This is a genomic window from Romboutsia sp. 1001216sp1, from assembly GCF_039841805.1.
Lineage (GTDB): Bacteria > Bacillota > Clostridia > Peptostreptococcales > Peptostreptococcaceae > Romboutsia_C > Romboutsia_C hominis.
This window is the reverse complement of record NZ_JBDPHA010000017.1, coordinates 37,488-58,152: the sequence shown is the minus strand read 5'-3', so window position 1 is coordinate 58,152 and position 20,665 is coordinate 37,488. Positions and strand designations below refer to the sequence as shown.

The following is a 20,665-nucleotide window of genomic DNA, read 5'->3' as shown; positions in this document are numbered from 1 at the left end:
AATGCTTGGTGGAAGCAAAAAGAAGAATTTGAAAGCTTCAATGGTCCAATATTAATGACTACAAACTGTATAGTTCCTCCAAAGGATAGTTACAAAGATAGAGTATACACTACTGGAGCAGCAGGATTTGCTGGATGTACTCATATAAAAGGAAATTCAGAAGATGATAAAGACTTCTCACAAATAATAGAACATGCTAAAAGATGTAAAGCACCAGTTGAAATAGAAACTGGAGAAATAGTAGGTGGATTTGCTCATAATCAAGTATTTGCACTTGCAGATAAAATAGTAGATGCTATAAAAACTGGAGCTATAAAGAGATTCTTTGTAATGGGTGGATGTGACGGAAGAGCTAAGTCAAGAAACTACTACACAGAATTTGCAAAAGCTATACCACAAGATACTGTTATATTAACAGCAGGATGTGCTAAATATAAATACAATAAATTACCATTAGGTGATATAAATGGAATACCAAGAGTATTAGATGCAGGACAATGTAATGACTCTTACTCATTAGCACTTATTGCATTAAAACTTAAAGAAGTATTTGAATTAGAAGATATAAATGATTTACCAATATCATTTAATATAGCTTGGTATGAACAAAAAGCTGTAATAGTATTATTATCATTATTATACTTAGGAGTTAAAAATATACACTTAGGACCAACATTACCAGCATTCTTATCACCAAATGTAGCTAAAGTTTTAGTTGAAAACTTTGGTATAGGTGGAATAACTAATGTTGAAGATGATTTAAAAATGTTCTTAGGAGAAAAATAGGTTATAAAAGTAATATTAATTATATAAGTTACTACTTATATAATTAATATTACTTAATATAAAAAGTTTCCTATAAAAAAAGGAGATGGATAAAATGAAACTAATTGCTACAAACTTAAATAATATAGAAACAAATAGAGAAATATTAGTTCAAAACGAAACATTCAAAAATATACTTTTTAAATTTGAAAAAGGTAAAGGTTTACCAAATCATACTCATAATGGATATGCTACTGTTCAAGTTATAAGTGGAAGTGTTGATATTGAATTTAAGACAGGAGAAAAATTCGTTTTAAATCCAGGAGACTTTTTACCATTTGATGCAAGGATAGAACATAATGTAATAGCAAGAGAGCTTAGTTCAATTCTTGTTACAATAATATTTTAAAAGCTAGAAGATATAATAGGAGATATAAAATGAAAGCATTTGTAGATAGAGACATATGTATAGGATGTGAAGGTTGTGTAGGTATATGTCCAGATGTATTTAGCATGGATGATGAAGGAAAATCTGTACCAGTAATAACTGATATCCCTGAAAATGAGATAGAATCAGCTAATGATGCAATGGAAAATTGCCCTGTAGGTGCAATAACTATTGAATAAACATTATATTTAATTTATTATACATATATAGTAATACAAAATAAAAAATCCAATAGATAAACTATTGGATTTTTTATTTTGTATTATATTAATATTATTCTGTAATATTTTTTATTGTAAGTATTGCCTTCTTATCTATACCTGAATATTGAAAACCTATAATTTTAATTCCAGCAAATACAATTAATACTATCAAAACTATTCCTATGATTATTTTTCTATCTTTCGATTTCATTTGTTTATCCCCCACTGATTTACAATAATTTCATTTGTATTATATAATAATTGTATATCAATATAATTATATTATATAAAAAAGATATAGGACAAGTATATAATACACTTAATATCCTATATCTATGATACTATATTTAATTTTAATCTCTTTTTTAGTTATGTAAATTTTACTATTTACAAATAAAATTATAATTGTAAATAAAAAAATATACATACTACCTAAAGTTTAACTAATTGTTCTTGAAATTTTGAAGAAACTCCATTTTCATTTTTGCAATTAAAATCACTTAATGTTGAAATCCATAAATCAATTACTGACTCAATTTTACTATTTACAATAGATGAAGGATCTATATCATTGAAACTTAAAATATTAGTTAATAGATATTTTTTTAGTTCATCTCTTTTTAAATAATCATCTACATTTTTGCACTTATCGCAATAATTAGAATATGTATTATAAATTTGACCTAAGTAACATTCTTTATCAGTAAGGTTATTTAATTCTTTTATTGTTTTTAGAGCATTTAAAAGATTTTCTACCTTATTATGAAGAGGAAAATCTAATTCAAGCTCTTCAACCTCATTGAAAAAATTATAAGAGAATTTTATTTCTGTTAGATCTTTTAATAGATTGTCGTTAAAATCCACTTCATTTTCTTTAGCTTTTTGTACAAGCTCTTTTAATCTAATAGAAGTATACTCTATAGTAAAATTACATAATTGTTTTTCTAATGTTTTATTTTTATCTTGCATTTTTATTACTCCTTTTGATATTTAGTATATTTAATATGATACTCTTAAAAAATAGAAAAAACAGTAACTTATGTTACGGATTGGGTGGTATATAATGCAATATAATAAATACATAAATTGATAGTATTAATTTTAAAATTAATGAACAGATTACTAAATAAAGTTAAATAAAACTTAAAAACAATATCTTAATTAATAAAGGAGACAAAATATGAGTAGATTTTTAGCACCAATACACACTTGGTTATTTAATAAAGTAAAATTAAGTCAAGATTTAGAAGAACATATAGTAAGATTACACGCAGATAGATATCAAAAAGATGCATTAAAAATACAAGAAGAAGCAGTTACTTTATATGGAAAATATTTAGTAAATAAGCCATTAGAAGAATTAATAGATGTAGATAATATACATGGGTGGTTACAAGAAAGAATAAAAGAAGTTGAAAGTAGAACTGCATATATAGTGACTAAATATAAAGAGATATATGGAGAAGATAGTGTAGAACTTACAAAAAATGCATATACTCAACAAGCTATAGAATGTGCAAAAAATGAATCTAATAAAATAGATACACCAGAAAATGTATATGTTTCTTTAAATAATTATATATTAGCTGGTATGCCTTGTGATAAAGCAAGCTCTGTAATAGAAAAAAATGAAGAATATATAAAATATCAAGAAAATAAAGATATACACAAATCTAATTATGAACTAGGTAAAGGAGATTTAGAATATCTATATAATCTTAGAGAATTATGGATAAAGTCATTTGTTGAAAATCTAGGTATTAGATATGCTTATGAAAGTAAAGTTAGTGGAAGTATTAGTGATAATAAAATTATAAAGCTATAAATTAAAAAGTAGTTGAAGAATTTTTTGATTTTTCAGCTACTTTTTACATGTAAGGAAATGTTATTATATAAAAAATTACAAATAGCATAAAATATTAACAAAATAATATTATATAAAAAATAGGTGATAAACTATGATAAAAAGAATATTTTGTGCAACTTTAATTTTATTTTTTATTATTAGCACTGTAGTTTACAGCAATGGGCAATTAAAAACAAACAAAAATAATAAAGAAATGCTAGAAAATTTATTAGATGAAGACAATATTTTATGGAGAATTGACAGTGATAATGATGGAATAACAGATGCACTTGAAGAAATAATAGGGAGTAATAAATATAAAAAAGATAGTGATGAAGATGGATTAAATGATAAGATTGAAATTGAATTAAATCTTAATCCAAATAAAAAAGATAGTGATAATAATGGGATAGAAGATAAAGATGAAGATTTTGATGATGATGGTAAAAGCAATGGATATGAATTAAAATATAAAACTAATCCAAAATTAAATGATAAATTTATAACTCCGCGATTTAGAAATAAAAATGTAAAAGTAAATGGTGAGATGTTACTTGAAAGTTGTAAGTTAAGTTATGAAGGTATAGAGAAAATGAAAGTAGGAAAAACAGTAAAAGAAGTATTTGGGAAAAATTATAATCTTTTAAGTGATTTTACTATAATAAGAACTACAGGACATACTAAAGGATTTTCTGCGATAGCTTTAAAAAATGGAGATGCTTTGATAATAGCTTATCAAGCTAGTAAAGATTATAAGGATTGGCTAGGTAATTTTTTAACGCAATTTATGCCTCATCCTCAAAGAAATGCTTGTATAGAATTTCTTACTCCACTTATAAATAAAGAAGATAAAATATATATAACAGGTCATTCACTAGGAGGCCTTTTAACTCAATACGCTATATATGAACTTTACAACAATGGTTATAAAAATATAAAAGGAATAACTTTTAATGCTGCTAATAATATGAACCCTAACCATATAAAAGGTGAATATGGACCCTTAATACTCAAAAAAAGCTTAGTAGGATATTATATATCAGCTTATGTAGATATACTCTCAGAAACAGATGAAAAAATTAAAGATAAAAAAGAATTAATTGAGTTTTTTGATAAATCAATAGAATCAGATGGATTTATAGATATTAATGATAAAAAATGGAGAAGTAGTGATTTTTTTATAAATTATGATAAATTTATAGAAAACTATATAGTCAAAGGAGACCCTTTATATACAATAATAAATGGAGGATATTTAGGTAAATATAATAAAAAAGATTATGGATATAAAAATAAAGAAATTATAAAAAATGAAAAAGATTTCTCCAATGCTCATAGAATTGAAAATTTTGAAAATGATATTGACTTAAAAAAATCAATAGAAATAAATTAAAATATAAAAGCACCTATGTAGCTAAAAACTTACTTAGGTGCTTTTATATTTTAATACAATCATACTACTTTATAATATGAAAAAGCCTGCTGCTATTATAAAGTACACAGAAAGTAATTGGACCCCTTCTAGCCAATTGCTTTCTCCATCGCTAGCAACTCTATTAACAATAAGAACTGCAAAAATAAGAGACACTAATTCAAAAGGGTTAAATACTATGCTCATAGGAGTAAATAGTAAGCTTAAAAATATTAAAACTGGAGCAACAAATAATATTATTTGTAAACTTGAGCCAATTGCAATTTCAACTGATACATCCATTTTATCTTTCATAGCCATAACAATAGCTGTAGAATGTTCTGCTGCATTTCCTATAATAGGTATAAGAATTATACCAACAAAGAATTCACTAAGTCCAAGAGTTTTAGTTAAAGAATCTATACCACTAACTAAAAATTCACTTTCAATAGCTATAAATATAGTAGCTAGAGCAAGCACTATAATAGATTTTTTTAATGTCCATTTAGCGCTACCTTCATCATCACTATGGTTTATAGAATATATATCTTTATGAGTAAAGAATGAGAAAACTAAACTTAATATATATATAGTAAACATAATTATTGCAACTACCACGCTAAGACCTTCATATTTAGTATTTAAAAGGGAAGGATCAATAGTATGTGTAAAAACAGCAGGAATACAAAGTCCTATAACTGCAAATAAAAGCATACTAGATGATACTTCTACAACCTTTTTATTAAAGGTTTGATTTTTATGCTTTATACCACCAAATAGCATGCTAGCTCCTAAAACTAATAATATATTTCCTATAACTGAGCCAGCAATAGAAGATTTTACAACATCAAATAAGCCAGCTTTTAAAGCAAAGAATGAAATTATAAGTTCTGTTGCATTTCCAAAGGTCGCATTTAAAAAACCTCCTATTTTAGGACCTGTATAAAAAGAAATTTCTTCAGTTGCTTCACCCATAAGACCAGCAAGTGGTATTATCGATAAAGCAGCCAAAATAAACATAAGAGTAGGTGGGAAATGCATAAATTCACCTACAAAGCTTATAGGTATGAAAATTAATAAGTATTTTAAAATATTCATATATACCTCCATATATATTTGAAAATGATTAGAATTATAACTATTATACCATTTATTACCTAAATATACATAAATAAAAAGTTATAAAGTTAGGATATACATTTATCACTTAAAATACTCAAATAATTTTTAAATTAAGATAAATAAAAGGCATCTTTATATAGCCAAGTGTTATAACTAGGTTGCATAAAGATGCCTTCAAGATAAGTACATAAAATAGTACTATGCAGTAAATTCTTCTTCAGAAAGTTCTACTAATCTTTTTGTAAGTATATTTCTTTTTATACCGTATTCATTTTCTCTCTCAAATTGTATTTCAAATCCAAGTTTTAAAACTGTATTTAAGCTAAAAATATTTTCTGTAGCTATAGCAGTTATTATAAAGTCTTTACCTCTAAGTAAAGATTCTTCTATTCTAGTTTCCATAAGTGTTCTGTGAAGAGCATTTCCTCGATAAACAGGGTCTACCATCACATATCCAGATACATAGCTAGAATTAATATCTAAATCATCTAGCCCTAGCTCGTAAAGATAATCTAAATAATCTCCACTAGGAGCTTCACAAAGAGCTGAAGCAACTAAAGTTTCTTCAACATAACAACCAATTATAAATCCACCTTTATCTAAAACATCCATCAAATAAAGCTCATCACGAGACTTTAACCAATTTTTATTATCTAGAGCATCACTCACCCTATTGTATAAATTAGTAACATCATTAAAGTTAGTTGCTGTTATATAACATACATCAGCATATAAGTTTTCACATAGTTCTCCATTAAATTTAGATAACTTTACTCTTTTTATCATAATAGACACCATTTGTTCACACAAGTTCGCTAGGCTTATGCAGTTTCTTAAAAAACTTCTCATACTTTCATATGAGAGCAGACTATTTCTTCACCCTCGACATTACTCGTTAGGGGCAACCTACTTCCACTATCAATCGCTTATAGTGTACGAGATAAATCTCTAGTCGTTGAAGGTTTCCCTATTCGGGACTTCCCTGCAAGAACATCCATTGTTTTGGTACTTAGGGTTTAACCATATACCATCCTAAGACTTCTTTCTACTTTCGTTCCTTCACGCTTAAAGCTATTCGCTTTTACGTTGTGGCACTTAGGCTTTAGGAATTACCTGCAATTCAGGTTGTACCATATGCAGATTTCTCTACATACGAGGCTAAGCTTACCTCTTTTCTTATTTTAAAAATACAAATATTATTAGATGGATTTCAATTTAATATTCATTGATAATTTATTATAACATAATACTTAAAAAAGTATATTAAAAATTATATTTTTTTATAAAAAAATTTAAATATTAAATAAAATTTCAAAAATACCATAATAATTCAAATTTCAAAATTGAAATTAAAGTTGAATCAATTTGAAATCATTGCTATATATAGGAATATAAAATATTTAAGAGGAGAAAATAATAAAGACAACAAATTAAGGAGAAAAATATGACTACTAAAATAAACAAAATAACTATTGTACTTATACTAGTTATAATATCACTTTTTAATTTAGGTATGAAAAAAAATGAAATTATAAAAGATCCTAAAATATTTAAAAATATATATATAGAAGATATTAATGTAGAAGACTTAACTACAAGGCAAGCAGAAGATAAAATAAATAAATATTATCATCCTAAAAATATAAATATAAGATACAATCAAAAAACATGGGTAATAAATAAAGATATAATAAAATTAAATTATAATGTAGATAAAGCAGTAAAATTAGCAAAAGATTATACAAGAACTGAGGATAATTTATTAAATCTAAGAAGAATATTTGATTTAGCTATAAAAAAACAACATAAAATAAAGCTAAAAGCATCATATGATGAAGCTAAGCTTAGTGAAATAATAGAATCTATAAAAGAAGAAATAGATAAAAGTGAGATAGATGCTACTGTAAGTATAAGTGAAAGTTCACAAATAAAAACAACTGAGTCAAAAGATGGGTTAGAAGTAGATGTTTCTAAGTTAAAAGAAAAAATATATGAAATGATAAAAGAAAAAGAAATAAAAGATATATATCTTCCTGTTAAAGTAATAAAGCCCAAAATTAATACATCAGATGTAAAAAGTATTAATGCTATATTAGGCCAATATAGTACTAGCTTTAATGATAAAAGTTCAAGAGGAAACAATATATATATAGCAGGAAAGAGTACAAGTGATATAGTTATAATGCCAAATGAAACTTTTTCATATAATTCAGCTACAGGACCTAGAACTTGGTCTAATGGATATAAAAGTGCAAAAGTTATAGTAGGAGGTAAATATGTAAACGGAGAAGGTGGAGGAGTTTGTCAAGTTTCAACTACAATATATAATGCAGCTCTTATATCTAATATGGAAATAGTAGAAGTACACAATCATACTTATCCATCTAGATATGCACCTAGAGGAAAAGATGCAGCAGTATCCTACGGTTATATAGATTTTAAGTTTAAAAATCCATATAGTCATCCAGTTTATATAAAAAATATAATAAAAAATGGAGCTATAACAACTAAAATATATGGATGTGATAAAGATAGAGAGAAGTTATATATAAGGACTGATGAAAAACATGAAGAAGAAAAAATATATGTAAATACTTATAGAGTATATTTAGATAATAACAATCAAAAAGAACGAGAAGAATTAGTAGCTAAAAGCATATATAAAATAAAAAACCAGTAATTATTTTTTACTGGTTTTTTGCATGAAATTAAAATTTTTTTTCATCTTAAAATTTAATTAAGTATACAAAAAAATATACGGTTAATTTATTTAAAATTAAAAAATAAAAAATATTTCTAAATATTGTAATTTTAGTTATAAAATGCAAAAAAAAATGTATAATATAGTAAGAAAACTAATTATAGTGATAATGTTGCGTTTCTTTTATAATATTTAGAAATATAACTATATTTCTAAATATTATAAAAGATAAAATTTTAATGATATATTCTGTTTATATAATAAAAAGCAAGGGTATATAAAAAATACAAATATATAAAAAATGCAATAATTAAAATTAACTAAAAATTAAGATAAATTAAAAATTTTGGAGGTATTGTTGTTATGAGAAAATTTGTATGCACAGTTTGTGGTTATGTTTATGAAGGTGAAAACTTGCCTATATCTTGTCCAGTATGCAATGTAGGAAGTGAAAAGTTTGAAGAAATGAATAGTAAATTAATATGGGCTGATGAACATAGAATAGGTATAGCTAAGGGGATAGATGAAGAAATACTAGAGGGGCTTAGAGCTAATTTTGTTGGAGAATGTACTGAAGTTGGAATGTATATAGCAATGAGCCGTCAAGCAGATAGAGAGGGATATCCGGAAATTGCAGAAGCTTATTTAAGAATAGCTTATGAAGAAGCTGAACATGCAGCAAAATTTGCTGAACTTTTAGGAGAAGTTGTTGTTGCAGATACTAAGTCTAACCTAGAAGCAAGGGTTGAGGCTGAATATGGTGCAACAGATGGAAAATTAAAACTCGCAAAAAAAGCAAAGCAATTAGGCTTAGATGCAATACATGATACAGTTCATGAAATGTGTAAGGATGAAGCAAGACATGGTAAAGCATTTTTAGGATTATTAAAAAGACATTTTAGCAATAAATAGTAAGTAAGGCTATCTTTAAAAGATAGCCTTTTTTACGCTCAAGGAAATTATGATACTTAAAAAACTGTGGATAACTATTGAGGTTTAAGTGTTTGCAGAGCGTAAAAAAGACATTTTGAGCAACGGAGAAAGTCGTTGGAGACATAAAATGTAGCGCCCACGCAGTGGCTTAAGCGAAGCGAATTTTTTATATATAAAAAATTGTATAATTTATAAAAGTGATATAAATAGGCATAATTAAAATGAAATAAAATTTTAATGAAAAATTTAAACAAAAGTTATTTAAAAAAATTTTAAGTCATATTATAAATAATGGAATATAGATTAAAAACTTTTAAGTATCACAAAACTTGTCACAAATAGTTTATAAGAAATAGTAGAACAATAACTATAAATATATATTAAAATTTAGAATCTATATTAATATAAAGAAAATTATAAAAGGAGAGTCTAAATGCATTCACAAACTGAACTAGGAGTAAAACATGTCAATTCTTTATTATTTAAGTATTCAGTACCAGCAATTATAGGAATGCTTGTTAATGCTTTATATAATGTAATAGATAGAATGTTTATAGGAAAAATTCCTGGAGTTGGACCACTTGCTATAACAGGCCTTGGAATAACTATGCCAATAGCTACCATAATACTTGCATTTGGAATGTTAATAGGTATTGGTACAACTACTAACATATCTATAAAACTTGGTCAAAAGAAAAAATATGAAGCAGAAGTACTGCTAGGAAATGCAGTAACATTATCCTTAATAATAGGTATTATATTAACTATAATAGGTATTATATTTAGTGAAGATATTCTTATACTATTTGGTGCTAGTGAAAATACTTTAATATATGCAAAAACTTATATAGATATAATACTTGTAGGAAGTGTAGTTAACTTACTTTCTTTTTCACTATATCATTCTATAAGAGCAGACGGAAATCCTAGGATATCATCAGGAATAATGATTCTAGGGTGCATATTAAATGCAAGTTTAGATTATTTATTTATATTTATTTTTAATTTAGGAATACAAGGAGCGGCTCTAGCTACTATAATAGCGCAATGTGTAACGGCGATACTTACTATTTTGTATTATTTATCTAAAAAATCTAATTTAAAAATAAGGAAAAATAATTTAATATTAAGAAAAGATTTAGTAATTAGCACATTTGCTATAGGTATGTCGCCATTTTTTATGCAGTTAGCTGCAAGCTTAGTTCAAGTTATATCTAATAATGCACTAAGAACTTATGGCGGAGACTTAGCTATTGGTGCAATGACAACAATTTCTTCTATAGCTATGATATTTTTAATGCCTATATTTGGACTTAACCAAGGTGCACAACCTATAATTGGATACAACTATGGAGCTAAAAAATACAATCGAGTCAAAAAAGCATATTTAATGTCTTTAAGCGTAGCAACAATTATATTGTTTATAGGTACATTTTTTATACAAATGTATCCAAAATTTTTTATTGGATTATTCAATAAAGATGAAGAGCTTATGAAAATATCCATACAAGGAATTAGAATATATCTATTTATGATGCCAATCGTTGGTATATCAATAACTGGAAGTAACTTTATACAGTCTATAGGTAAGGCTAAAATTGCTATGCTCTTAAGTTTACTTAGACAAGTAATACTTTTAATACCATTTATATTAATACTCCCACAATTTTTAGGACTTAATGGAGTATGGTTATCTCAAGCTATAGCAGATTTAATATCTACTATACTTACTATAATAGTCCTATATAAAGAATTAAGAAGTTATAAGATATTAAATGATGAAGGAAAAGATATATTAAAAGCTGAGTTAGAAGAATATGCATTAGAAAAAGAAAGTGATAAGGATGAAAAGTAGCTTATATTAGCTACTTTTTTTAATAGAAAGAAAATTATAATTTTTTCATTTTATATATAATTTGAAATATTTAATCTTTTATTGAAATATATGACAAATAGATTAATCTACACAAAAAATCGACTAAAAGTGCTAAAATATTATGATGAAAGTAATATTTATAAAAAGGTGGTGTAAGATGAAAATACTTATTGTGGGGAGGGTTGATTCTCTAATAAAATCAATAGCTCATAGATTCTATAAAGAGGGAAACAAAGTGTTTATTTTAAGTGATGATGAATTAAGAGAACCATATTATAAAAATTATAAACTAGATTCATTAAATTATAAATATGATTATATATTTAAAAATACACACTTTGATAAAGTTATATATATAAATCATAATATTGAAAGTAGTATATTGTTAAATATTTTAGAGTTATCTAAAACTTATGAAACCTCTCAAATTATAATGGTAAATTTAAAGAATAAAAGTAAAGAACATATACTTTGTGAGAATATTTTTAGAGAATTTAAAAGATTATATGATATAAATATGTCTATTTTATACATAGATAGAGTATATGGTGAAGTAAATTTAAAAGAAAAAGAAGATATAGTATTAAACATAATTAAAGATGTAGTAGATAATAAAAATAAGAATTATGATAATAGCTTAAAAAATGGATATATTCACTATTTAGATGTGGCAGAGGCTGTATATTTATTATCTAAATATAATAAAAATAAAGAGTATTATATTTGTGGATATGAATTAGCTAGTGATAAAGACATATATAATTTAGTATTAAGTACTATAAAAAATAAAGATATCTATACATTAGAAAAAATAAATACTAAAGATTTTAAAGAATTTAAAGAAGATACTAACTTTTATATAAAATTTAGTTTAAGTAAAGAGATAATAACTATATACAATAAGTATATAAATGAATCTAATAGTACTGAAAAAATAAAAGAAATTAAAAAAGATAAAAAACAAAATGAATTTATAAAAGTAACTAAGCCCTATGTAGAAAACATAGGTATGTTTTTGATTGTATGCTTTATATCATCATTTTTATCTAGGAATAATTCAATATTTACTATAATAGACTTAAAAATTATATATATAATTGTAATAGGTATGATGCATGGAATGAAGCAATCTGTAATAGCATCTATATTATCTTGTTTATTATTAATATTAAACCAATTATCACAGGGAATATCTATTATATCAATATTTGTACTTAGTCAATCTTTAGTTCAAATGTTAATGTATGTATTGCTAGGAATATATACAGGATATGCTAGTGACTTTAAGAACAATCAAATAAAAGAATTAAAAAGAATAAATGAAGAAAAAAATAGTAAATATGAATTTTTAGAAGATATATACAACTCAACATACGAAGAAAAAAGAGAGTTAGAAGAAAAAGTTATAAGCTCTAAGGATAGTTTTGGTAAGATATATTCTTATGTAAAAGAGCTAGATAGTTTAAAGCCTCAATATATATTAAGATCATCTATAGATATTATGGAAGAGTTTTTAGAAAATAATAATATATCTATATATACTTTAAATAATGATTACTTAAGGCTTAATGTAAAATCTAATAATAAGGATTTTAACCCACTAAAAAGTATCAAAATAAATGATTTATACGAAGCTAAAGATAAACTACTAAATAAAGAAATATATATAAATAAAAACTTAAATCCAAAGTTACCTTCTATGGTAGCACCAATAGTAAAAGACAATAAAATAATAAGTATTATAATGGTAGATAAAATTAAGTTTTCAAAGATGAATTTATACTATCAAAATCTATTTAAAGTTATAGTAAGTTTAATTGAGACATCTATAATAAAAGCTTATAATTACGAAGAAGCAACTATAAAAGAAAGATATATAGACGAAACTATCTTTTTAAGAAAAGAGTATCTAAAAAGTGCCTTAAAAGTATGTGAAATATCTAAGAAAGAGAAGAAATCAGACTATACACTTTTAAAAGTTAATATGTTAAATGATATTAACTATTTATCTAAAGAAATATCTAAGTGCATAAGAAGTACTGATTTAGCTGGAGTATGTAATAATCATGTATACATAATACTTAATAATACTAATAAAGAAGAAAGTAGTATAGTAAAGAATAGATTACTAGGTAAAAATCTAACAGTAAAAATAGTAGATGGAGTAGATGAAGATGATTAAAATATATGTCATTAATTTTTTAATAGGTCTATTTATACTACTACTTATGAAAATTTTTAGAGTGAAAAATGCTTACACCAATTTCTTACTAATTATAGCTATTCCTTTTTTAGGTATTATATATATATTGTTTATTTATTTATTTAAATTTTTTATTAAAAGTGACAATGGACAGTATTTGATAGATAAAGAAAATGAGTATGATAGAAATATAAGTTTGCTTATTAGAGAAGCAGAGCTTAAAAATAAAAAAGATTTAATACCAATAGAAGATGCACTAAATTTAAATGACCATAATATAAAAAGAAATCTAGTTATAGAAATGCTAAAAGAAGATTCATATAAATATTTAGAATTTTTATTAAAAGCACTTAAAGATGAAGATAGTGAGACGTCACACTATGCAGCAACGGCTATAACGCAGCTTAAAAGTAAGCTTACTGTTGCTATACAAGATATGGAAGTTGAGTATTATAAAAACTCTAAGAATAAAGAGGTGAGCAAAGAGTATATAAAAGCGCTCAAAGAATGTATAGATAGTAATTTAATAGACAAAAAAGAAAGAACAAGGTTAACTTATAGCTATAAATTAGCATTAGAAAACTATATAAGAGACATAGAAGATGATGAAAATTACTTAAATGAGCTTATAAAAATATATATAGATATTAAAAACTATGATAAAGCTATAATATATTCTTATAAGTATATGAAAAAATTTGTACAAAGTTATAAACCATATATGTTTTTATTAGAGGTTTACTATACACTTAACGATAAAAAAAATTTTGAAAAAGTTATAAAGTCATTAAGAGAATCTGATATTAAATTAGACAAAGAAGGATTAGACATACTAAGATTTTGGATAGAAGGTGATAATAGTGTTTAGAAAAAGATTTATAATAACTTTTACATCTATAATTTTAGTTTTAGGTTTTTTAATATCTCTTATGAAAAATAACTATATATTTGATAAAATTCAAAATACAAAAACCACAAACTTAGATAAAAAAGTATACACATCAAAAGAATATGAAAGTGTTAGTAAGAAATACACTGAAAAGTTTTTACTACTAAGTGATGAGAGTGAAGAATCTAAAAAGGTTGAAGGAAATTTTAATGAGATTATAAAATCTATGGATAAGTCTATAGTAAATGAAAATATTAAAAATTTTAATGGTGATATAAAGGGATATAAAGCAGTTATAATAAATTCTGAAAGATTACAAGAGTTTAGTTACTTAGATGAACTTATAAATTATGCTAAATCAGGAGGAAACTTAATATTTGCACAAAGGCCATTGATTAGTGATAATATAAAAAGATATTCAAGTGAATTAGGAATAGAAAGTATTAATGAGCTAATAGAAGCAGAGAATATGTATGTTAAATCTAATATACTTATAAAAGGTAAGGGCCTTAAAAGAACTGAAGATACAGAAAATAGCTCTTTAGATGTTAAGTTAAAAAAAGGTGTTAAGGTTCATATAAGTGCTGATAATAATATACCTCTACTTTGGGAGGAAGAGTTAGGTAGTGGTAAAGTAATATTTTCAAATGGACAGTTTTTAGGTGAAAAGTCTAATCGAGGTATATTAACTGGTATACTTTATAGAACTGGAGATGAGTTTATATATCCTATTATAAACTCTAAGGTTTTAGATATAGATGATTTCCCAGCTCCAATGCCTAATGGAAATTCAGATATAATTTATAAATATTATCATGTTAATGATGAAAAATTCTTTGTTAATATATGGTGGCCAGATATTGTTAGAATGTGTGAAAATTATAATGCAGTTCCAACAGGTTTTTTAATATACAATTACGAAGATGTAACAAATAATATAGAAAAGTTTAATGGAGATGTATATTCTAAAAATTTAGTAACTTTAGGTAGAAACTTACTAAAGGTTGGCGGAGAAATAGGTATACATGGATTTAATCATCAGCCACTTACTACTAATAAATACTTAGTAGGTAAAGAACTTGGATATAAGCCATGGAAAAGCTACGATGAAATGTTAAAAGCGCAGAGAGCGTTAAATAAATTTATACATGAGATATACCCAAACTATATAATAAGGGGATATGTACCACCATCTAATATTATAACAGAAGAAGGTATAAAAGCCTTAAAAAAAGGTATACCAAGTATTAATGTTATAGCATCTTTATATGTAGTAAGTAACGATGAACTAGCTTATGAACAAGAGTTTTCAAAAGGAAAAGATGGAATATACAATTTTCCTAGATATAGTTCAGGTTATGATTTTGAAGAATTTGAAAAGTGGATGATATACAATGGCATAACTATAAATGGAGTATTTTCTCACTTTATACATCCAGATGACATATTAGATCCAGAAAGAAATCATGGTATGAGCTGGGAAGAACTTAAAAAGGACTTTGAAAAAATTATGGAGATAGTTTATAAAGACTTTAGATGGTTAGAGGCTGATACTATATCTCAAGGTGTAGAATCCTTAGACACTTATCTAAAAACTAAAAGTGTATTTTCTTATGAAAAAAATAATATAAAAGGATATTCAAAAGATACTTCAAAGAATGATTATTATATACTTAGAAGTGATAAAGAGATAATAAAAACTAAAGGATGTAGTTATAAAAAAATAGATGAAGATATTTACCTTATACATTCAACTAATACTGATTTTAGTATAACAACAGGAGGTAAATAATATGAGGATATGTTTAATCGCAGAAGGAAGCTATCCATATGTAACAGGTGGAGTTTCAAGCTGGATTCAAATGCTAGTTAGTAGTATGAAAGAAATTGAATTTGTAATATATGCAATAAGTGCTAAAAATGATGAAGGTCTTACCTATAAGTATGAAATACCAGATAATGTTGTAGAAATTAAAGATATATACTTAGATATAGACGATAATAAAAAGGTTAAAAGTAAAGTAAAATTTAATCTTACAGATATAGAAAAAGAAGTTATAGGTAAGTTTATAGTAGGTGAATACTTTAACTGGAAAGATTTATTTGACTGCATAAATAGACTTAAAAATGTAAATACAGTGGATATATTAATGAGTGAAGATTTTTTTGATGTAGTAAGCGATATAGCAAGTAAATATTATCCACATATAATATTTAACCATTTCTTTTGGACTATAAGGTCTATGATGATGACTGTATTTGAAGTTCTAAAAAGTGATATACCAAAATGTGATATATATCATAGTGTATCTACTGGATATGCAGGATTAGTGGGAGCTTTAGGGAAATACTACAACAAAGATTCTAAGTTTATATTAACAGAACATGGAATATATACAAGAGAAAGAGAAGAAGAGATAATAAAGGCAGATTGGGTTAAAGGTTACTTTAAAGATAACTGGATAAGGTATTTTTACAATTTATCAAGAGCTGCGTATACTTACAGTGATGAGGTTTATAGTTTATTTGAAAAAAATAAAAAGCTTCAAATAGAACTAGGGTGCGATAGTAATAAGATAAAAGTTGTTCCAAATGGTGTAAAGCTTGATAGATTTAAAAATATAGATACTAAAAAAGATGATGAAAGTATTATATATATAGGTGCTATAGTAAGGGTAGTACCTATAAAGGATGTAAAAACTATAATACAAGCTTTTGTAAACGCAAATGAAGAAATGAAAAATATGAAGCTATATATTATAGGTCCTATGGATGAGGATGAAGACTATACCAAAGAATGTATAGACCTAGTCCAGTCGTTAGGAAATAAAAATATAGTATTTACAGGGAGAGTAGATATATCAAAGTATATAGGTAAAATGGACATGTTACTTCTTGGAAGTATAAGTGAAGGCCAGCCACTATCAGTACTTGAAGGTATGGCAGCTAAAAAGCCTTATATAACTACAGATGTAGGAGCATGTAGGGAACTCTTATATGGAAATAATGATAATATAGGACACTGTGGAGTAGTAGTACCTGTTATGGGTTATTCTCAAATGGCAAATGAAATAGTAAATCTAGCAAAAGATGATAATTTAAGAAAAGAAATGGGCGAAAATGGATATAAAAGAGTATCAACTTTTTATACACAAGATCAATTTATACAAAATTATAGAAAAATTTATGGAGAAATATAAATATGGCAGGAATTGGATTTGAACTTAAAAAGATAATAGATAAAGACGGATACTTTTCTAAAACTAGAACCTATTTTATGTCTTCATTAATAACCATAGGTCCAATGATCATCTCAATATTGTCATTTTTAATTATGCAAGATATATTAAAAAAAGTTGGAGAAACCTACTTAAATATACAATTGTTTAGCTCTATAATAATATATGCCTTTTTCATATCATATATATTATCTAATGGTATAAGTATGTTTATATCAAGATTTGTTTCAGATTGCATATATGAAAAAAAGATAGGATATATATTTGAATCTTTAATAGGAAGTATAATTATATATAGTATAAGTGCATTAATAATAACATCATTATTATTTATAAATTCGACTTTAGATATATATATAAAGTTGGCGACAGTTATGATAACCATAATAATAGGAATAATATGGATAGAAGTGGTATATCTATCAGCTGTAAAAGATTATTTAAAAATAGTTTTAGGGTTTGTAATAGGTATGTTAATTATAACTTTAGGAACAATATTTGGAATAAAGTTTATAAATATGCCTAAGTTATACATAGCACTTTTAGCTACTTTAATAGGGTATATATTTATATCTATAATGTTTATAGGGATAATTTATAGAGCATTTGGATTTGATAGTTTAAAATTATCAAGGTGCATGAAATTTATGGAGAGTTTAGACAAGTATTTTGAACTATTTTTAATAGGAATATTTTTAGCACTAGGTGCATATTCTCATAATCTTATAATTTGGATGACAGATAGCGCCACAGTAGTTGACAATACTTTTAGAGTAGCCTCATTTTATGATGTTCCTAGTTTTTATGCTTTTTTAAGTGTTATACCAGCAGTTGTAATATTTACTGTAAAAGTTGAAACTTTAATATATCCAAAGTATAAAGAATTTTATAACTTTGTAAGAGATACTGGAAGTATCAATGAAATAAAAAGAGCTAAAAAAGAATTGATAGATTGTGTAGTAATGCATATGACTCATATGATAGAGGTACAGTTTATAGGAAGCTTCGCATGCATAGTATTAGGGTTTAAGTTACTTCCATATATGGGCTTTTTAAGTGACTCTATTGAGATATTTGGTATATTAACACTAGGAGCACTAGCATATATATGTATGAACTTTTTAATTATAATGTTACTTTATTTTGATGCAAGAAGTGAAAGTTTAAAAATAGCAACAGTATTTTTAATAACTACAATAGTACTATCAATAATTACTGTATTTATTGGGAAAGACTTTTATGGATATGGATTTTTCTTTTCAAGTATAATATCTATGGTATTTGCTTTTAATGAAATAAATAAATTCTTTAATAGGATAGAATACCATATATTCGCAGACCAACCAATGTTTAATATAAAGAAAAAGGGCATATTTAGTAGTATATATGGTCTATTTAATAAAAACAAAGTAGTATAAATAAAATAACCTATAAAGTGGGTAACATAAAGAATCCACTTTATAGGTTATTTTTATAAATATATATTATCTAAGTTTTAATATATTACTTAACAGTTATTTCTCCTAATTTAAAGTAATTAGGTATTATTTCATTATTATTAGCAAATTTTATGCTAGGTTTATTATTAGATGGATCTAATATAGATAAAGCTATATTATAATTTCCACTAGATATATGTGAAGGTAATTTTATAGACGTAGTAAAGTTTATATTTCCAGGTAACCAAGTTGTGATATCTTCATCAATATTTAAACTAAAAATAATATTATTATTTTTGTCTATTAATGAAATATTTACAGGCCATTTATAATAAAAAGGAGCCACACCTTCATTTTTTATATTAATATTAAGTTTAAGATTATCATTAGGATTTAAGTTATTATTAAATTTTACAGTATCTATAACATATCTATACCCTAAGGTTTTTAGTACTTTATCAAAATTATACTGAAATTTCCCTTTTTTATCAGCAGGACAATTAGGTCCTATATAGGTTATATGAGTATCTTGTATTTGCTTTATAGTATTATCTATAGAAAAATCTTTTAAAAAATTCATTCCAGAGTTACCACTTGCAAATTCACCACCAGAAGGTGCATTTTTCCAAAAATCTTTCATAGAAGGTTGATCAACCTTTGTTAGCCAATCTGTATATCCATCATTTAGCCAAGATATAAATTCTTTTGTAGAATGTTTATTACCAAGCATATCATTAAATAATCCCATATTATTATCTCTAGCTACTTTGAATGGCCTTCTCATTAATAATTTTTTATTATCAAAGTATTTTACATAATGAGAAGCATAAATATTTGCTATTTCTTGTCTAGGAAATGGTATGAAAAAATCATTTGATTGATAAGTATGCCATTCTCCCCAATGACCTATACTACCTAGAGCTACAAATGCTATGTCAGAAGATTTATTGTATCTATTTGATAAAGCTTTTATGGCTTCTTCGTGATACTTGATTAATTTTTTATTTTCATAGTTTGGGCTAAATCCACTACCATAAGATATATTATACCAAGTACCGTCCTTATCAATTTCTTTATACAACCAGTTAGGGATATACATTTTGTTTTCACTGTTAGGTAAGTCCATAACTAGTCTTATTATTATTTTTACACCTTTATTTTTCCAATAATCAAAGTTATATTTTTTTTCTATATAATCAAAATCGTATACTCCTTTTTTAGGTTCTAGTTCGCTAAAATATATATTTGCATAAACTAGTTTGTGTGGTTGAGCGTAATCTGTATATTGTGCATCAGGTGCCCATCCCATAAAAGGATTATTTAAAACTGCATCTGATTTAGGTGGAGTATATGTATTTTTAGTATTAGTTTTACAAGATACAGCAGTAGTTGATATAAGTATAAGTGACAATGATGTTAAAAGTGCTTTTATGCGTAGATTCATAATTTCCTCCAAATATTAGGTTCTATAGTTTATTATACCTAATATTTAATAAATTTAGGAATATAAAAATAAGAGTTAAATAGCTATAAATATAAAATATGTTGAAGTTTGTTAAAAAAAATACTATCATTAAATTAGCAGGATTT

General features: G+C 25.2%; 18 protein-coding genes. 13 read left to right on the top strand and 5 right to left on the bottom strand.

The window, feature by feature from the left end; genetic code table 11:
* From hcp to ABHC41_RS13170, 3 genes are all read left to right on the top strand, one after another.
* Positions 1–786 (top strand): hydroxylamine reductase (gene hcp / locus ABHC41_RS13180; RefSeq protein WP_195929297.1); only part of this gene is annotated, 786 nt, incomplete at its 5' end.
* Between the two features lie 94 nt (positions 787–880).
* Positions 881–1,174 carry a cupin domain-containing protein gene (locus ABHC41_RS13175; RefSeq protein WP_271892729.1) on the top strand — a complete coding sequence of 98 codons (294 nt, stop codon included), beginning with the start codon at positions 881–883 and terminating at the stop codon, positions 1,172–1,174.
* Positions 1,175–1,203: 29 nt separating this feature from the next.
* Positions 1,204–1,392 carry a ferredoxin gene (locus ABHC41_RS13170; RefSeq protein ID WP_271892731.1) on the top strand — a complete coding sequence of 63 codons (189 nt, stop codon included), beginning with the start codon at positions 1,204–1,206 and terminating at the stop codon, positions 1,390–1,392.
* A gap of 94 nt (positions 1,393–1,486) precedes the next feature.
* Here ABHC41_RS13170 and ABHC41_RS13165 read toward each other — a convergent pair whose 3' ends face one another.
* Positions 1,487–1,627, bottom strand: coding sequence for a hypothetical protein (locus ABHC41_RS13165; protein WP_271892733.1), 141 nt, complete (start codon positions 1,625–1,627; stop codon positions 1,487–1,489).
* 221 nt (positions 1,628–1,848) lie between these two features.
* Entirely contained in the window at positions 1,849–2,385 is a 537-nt protein-coding gene (locus ABHC41_RS13160; protein ID WP_271892735.1) for a hypothetical protein, read from the bottom strand.
* 211 nt (positions 2,386–2,596) lie between these two features.
* Between ABHC41_RS13160 and ABHC41_RS13155 the strand changes: the two genes are divergently transcribed.
* Both ABHC41_RS13155 and ABHC41_RS13150 read left to right on the top strand, forming a co-directional pair.
* Entirely contained in the window at positions 2,597–3,241 is a 645-nt protein-coding gene (locus ABHC41_RS13155; RefSeq protein WP_195581044.1) for a hypothetical protein, read from the top strand.
* 133 nt (positions 3,242–3,374) lie between these two features.
* Positions 3,375–4,655: a DUF2974 domain-containing protein gene (locus ABHC41_RS13150; RefSeq protein ID WP_195581045.1), complete on the top strand. Its 1,281-nt coding sequence runs from the start codon at positions 3,375–3,377 to the stop codon at positions 4,653–4,655.
* 69 nt (positions 4,656–4,724) lie between these two features.
* Here the strand turns inward: ABHC41_RS13150 and cax are convergent, their stop codons facing one another.
* On the bottom strand, positions 4,725–5,771 hold the full coding sequence (gene cax, locus ABHC41_RS13145) for a calcium/proton exchanger (protein WP_092926192.1): 1,047 nt from the start codon (positions 5,769–5,771) through the stop codon (positions 4,725–4,727).
* A 222-nt stretch (positions 5,772–5,993) separates the two neighbouring features.
* Positions 5,994–6,644 (bottom strand): GNAT family N-acetyltransferase, encoded by a 651-nt coding sequence (locus ABHC41_RS13140; RefSeq protein ID WP_176698686.1) that lies wholly within the window; start codon positions 6,642–6,644, stop codon positions 5,994–5,996.
* Positions 6,645–7,239: 595 nt separating this feature from the next.
* On the opposite strand from ABHC41_RS13140, the gene ABHC41_RS13135 reads away from it, so the two are divergent.
* From ABHC41_RS13135 to pelG, 8 genes are all read left to right on the top strand, one after another.
* The gene (locus ABHC41_RS13135) at positions 7,240–8,475 is read left to right on the top strand and encodes a VanW family protein (protein ID WP_092926188.1); all 1,236 of its coding nucleotides are present in this window, start codon (positions 7,240–7,242) and stop codon (positions 8,473–8,475) included.
* A gap of 384 nt (positions 8,476–8,859) precedes the next feature.
* Entirely contained in the window at positions 8,860–9,408 is a 549-nt protein-coding gene (locus ABHC41_RS13130; protein ID WP_092926186.1) for a ferritin family protein, read from the top strand.
* 454 nt (positions 9,409–9,862) lie between these two features.
* A complete protein-coding gene (locus ABHC41_RS13125; protein ID WP_271892741.1) occupies positions 9,863–11,284 on the top strand; it encodes an MATE family efflux transporter in 1,422 nt (473 codons plus the stop codon).
* A gap of 178 nt (positions 11,285–11,462) precedes the next feature.
* On the top strand, positions 11,463–13,487 hold the full coding sequence (locus ABHC41_RS13120) for an NAD(P)-dependent oxidoreductase (protein ID WP_195929236.1): 2,025 nt from the start codon (positions 11,463–11,465) through the stop codon (positions 13,485–13,487).
* Positions 13,488–13,665: 178 nt separating this feature from the next.
* Positions 13,666–14,376, top strand: coding sequence for a hypothetical protein (locus tag ABHC41_RS13115; RefSeq protein WP_141664389.1), 711 nt, complete (start codon positions 13,666–13,668; stop codon positions 14,374–14,376).
* The gene (locus tag ABHC41_RS13110) at positions 14,369–16,189 is read left to right on the top strand and encodes a DUF2194 domain-containing protein (protein WP_271892743.1); all 1,821 of its coding nucleotides are present in this window, start codon (positions 14,369–14,371) and stop codon (positions 16,187–16,189) included. The genes ABHC41_RS13115 and ABHC41_RS13110 overlap by 8 nt, the downstream gene beginning before the upstream one ends.
* A 1-nt stretch (position 16,190) precedes the next feature.
* Entirely contained in the window at positions 16,191–17,597 is a 1,407-nt protein-coding gene (pelF, locus tag ABHC41_RS13105; RefSeq protein WP_240275905.1) for a GT4 family glycosyltransferase PelF, read from the top strand.
* Between the two features lie 2 nt (positions 17,598–17,599).
* Positions 17,600–19,054, top strand: coding sequence for an exopolysaccharide Pel transporter PelG (gene pelG, locus ABHC41_RS13100; RefSeq protein WP_195581049.1), 1,455 nt, complete (start codon positions 17,600–17,602; stop codon positions 19,052–19,054).
* An 85-nt stretch (positions 19,055–19,139) separates the two neighbouring features.
* On the opposite strand, the gene ABHC41_RS13095 is transcribed toward pelG, so the two are convergent.
* Positions 19,140–20,519, bottom strand: coding sequence for a DUF4832 domain-containing protein (locus ABHC41_RS13095; protein ID WP_271892747.1), 1,380 nt, complete (start codon positions 20,517–20,519; stop codon positions 19,140–19,142).
* Positions 20,520–20,665: the final 146 nt, after the last annotated feature.

Bases quoted from the DNA above. Each gene is read 5' to 3' on its own strand.
- ABHC41_RS13170 (WP_271892731.1), top strand. From the start codon at position 1,204: ATGAAAGCATTTGTAGATAGAGACATATGTATAGGATGTGAAGGTTGT.
- ABHC41_RS13150 (WP_195581045.1), top strand. From the start codon at position 3,375: ATGATAAAAAGAATATTTTGTGCAACTTTAATTTTATTTTTTATTATT.
- ABHC41_RS13135 (WP_092926188.1), top strand. From the start codon at position 7,240: ATGACTACTAAAATAAACAAAATAACTATTGTACTTATACTAGTTATA.
- pelG (WP_195581049.1), top strand. From the start codon at position 17,600: ATGGCAGGAATTGGATTTGAACTTAAAAAGATAATAGATAAAGACGGA.
- ABHC41_RS13120 (WP_195929236.1), top strand. From the start codon at position 11,463: ATGAAAATACTTATTGTGGGGAGGGTTGATTCTCTAATAAAATCAATA.
- ABHC41_RS13140 (WP_176698686.1), bottom strand. From the start codon at position 6,644: ATGAGAAGTTTTTTAAGAAACTGCATAAGCCTAGCGAACTTGTGTGAA.
- ABHC41_RS13175 (WP_271892729.1), top strand. From the start codon at position 881: ATGAAACTAATTGCTACAAACTTAAATAATATAGAAACAAATAGAGAA.
- ABHC41_RS13095 (WP_271892747.1), bottom strand. From the start codon at position 20,519: ATGAATCTACGCATAAAAGCACTTTTAACATCATTGTCACTTATACTT.
- ABHC41_RS13165 (WP_271892733.1), bottom strand. From the start codon at position 1,627: ATGAAATCGAAAGATAGAAAAATAATCATAGGAATAGTTTTGATAGTA.
- ABHC41_RS13155 (WP_195581044.1), top strand. From the start codon at position 2,597: ATGAGTAGATTTTTAGCACCAATACACACTTGGTTATTTAATAAAGTA.
- cax (WP_092926192.1), bottom strand. From the start codon at position 5,771: ATGAATATTTTAAAATACTTATTAATTTTCATACCTATAAGCTTTGTA.
- ABHC41_RS13160 (WP_271892735.1), bottom strand. From the start codon at position 2,385: ATGCAAGATAAAAATAAAACATTAGAAAAACAATTATGTAATTTTACT.
- ABHC41_RS13130 (WP_092926186.1), top strand. From the start codon at position 8,860: ATGAGAAAATTTGTATGCACAGTTTGTGGTTATGTTTATGAAGGTGAA.
- pelF (WP_240275905.1), top strand. From the start codon at position 16,191: ATGAGGATATGTTTAATCGCAGAAGGAAGCTATCCATATGTAACAGGT.
- ABHC41_RS13125 (WP_271892741.1), top strand. From the start codon at position 9,863: ATGCATTCACAAACTGAACTAGGAGTAAAACATGTCAATTCTTTATTA.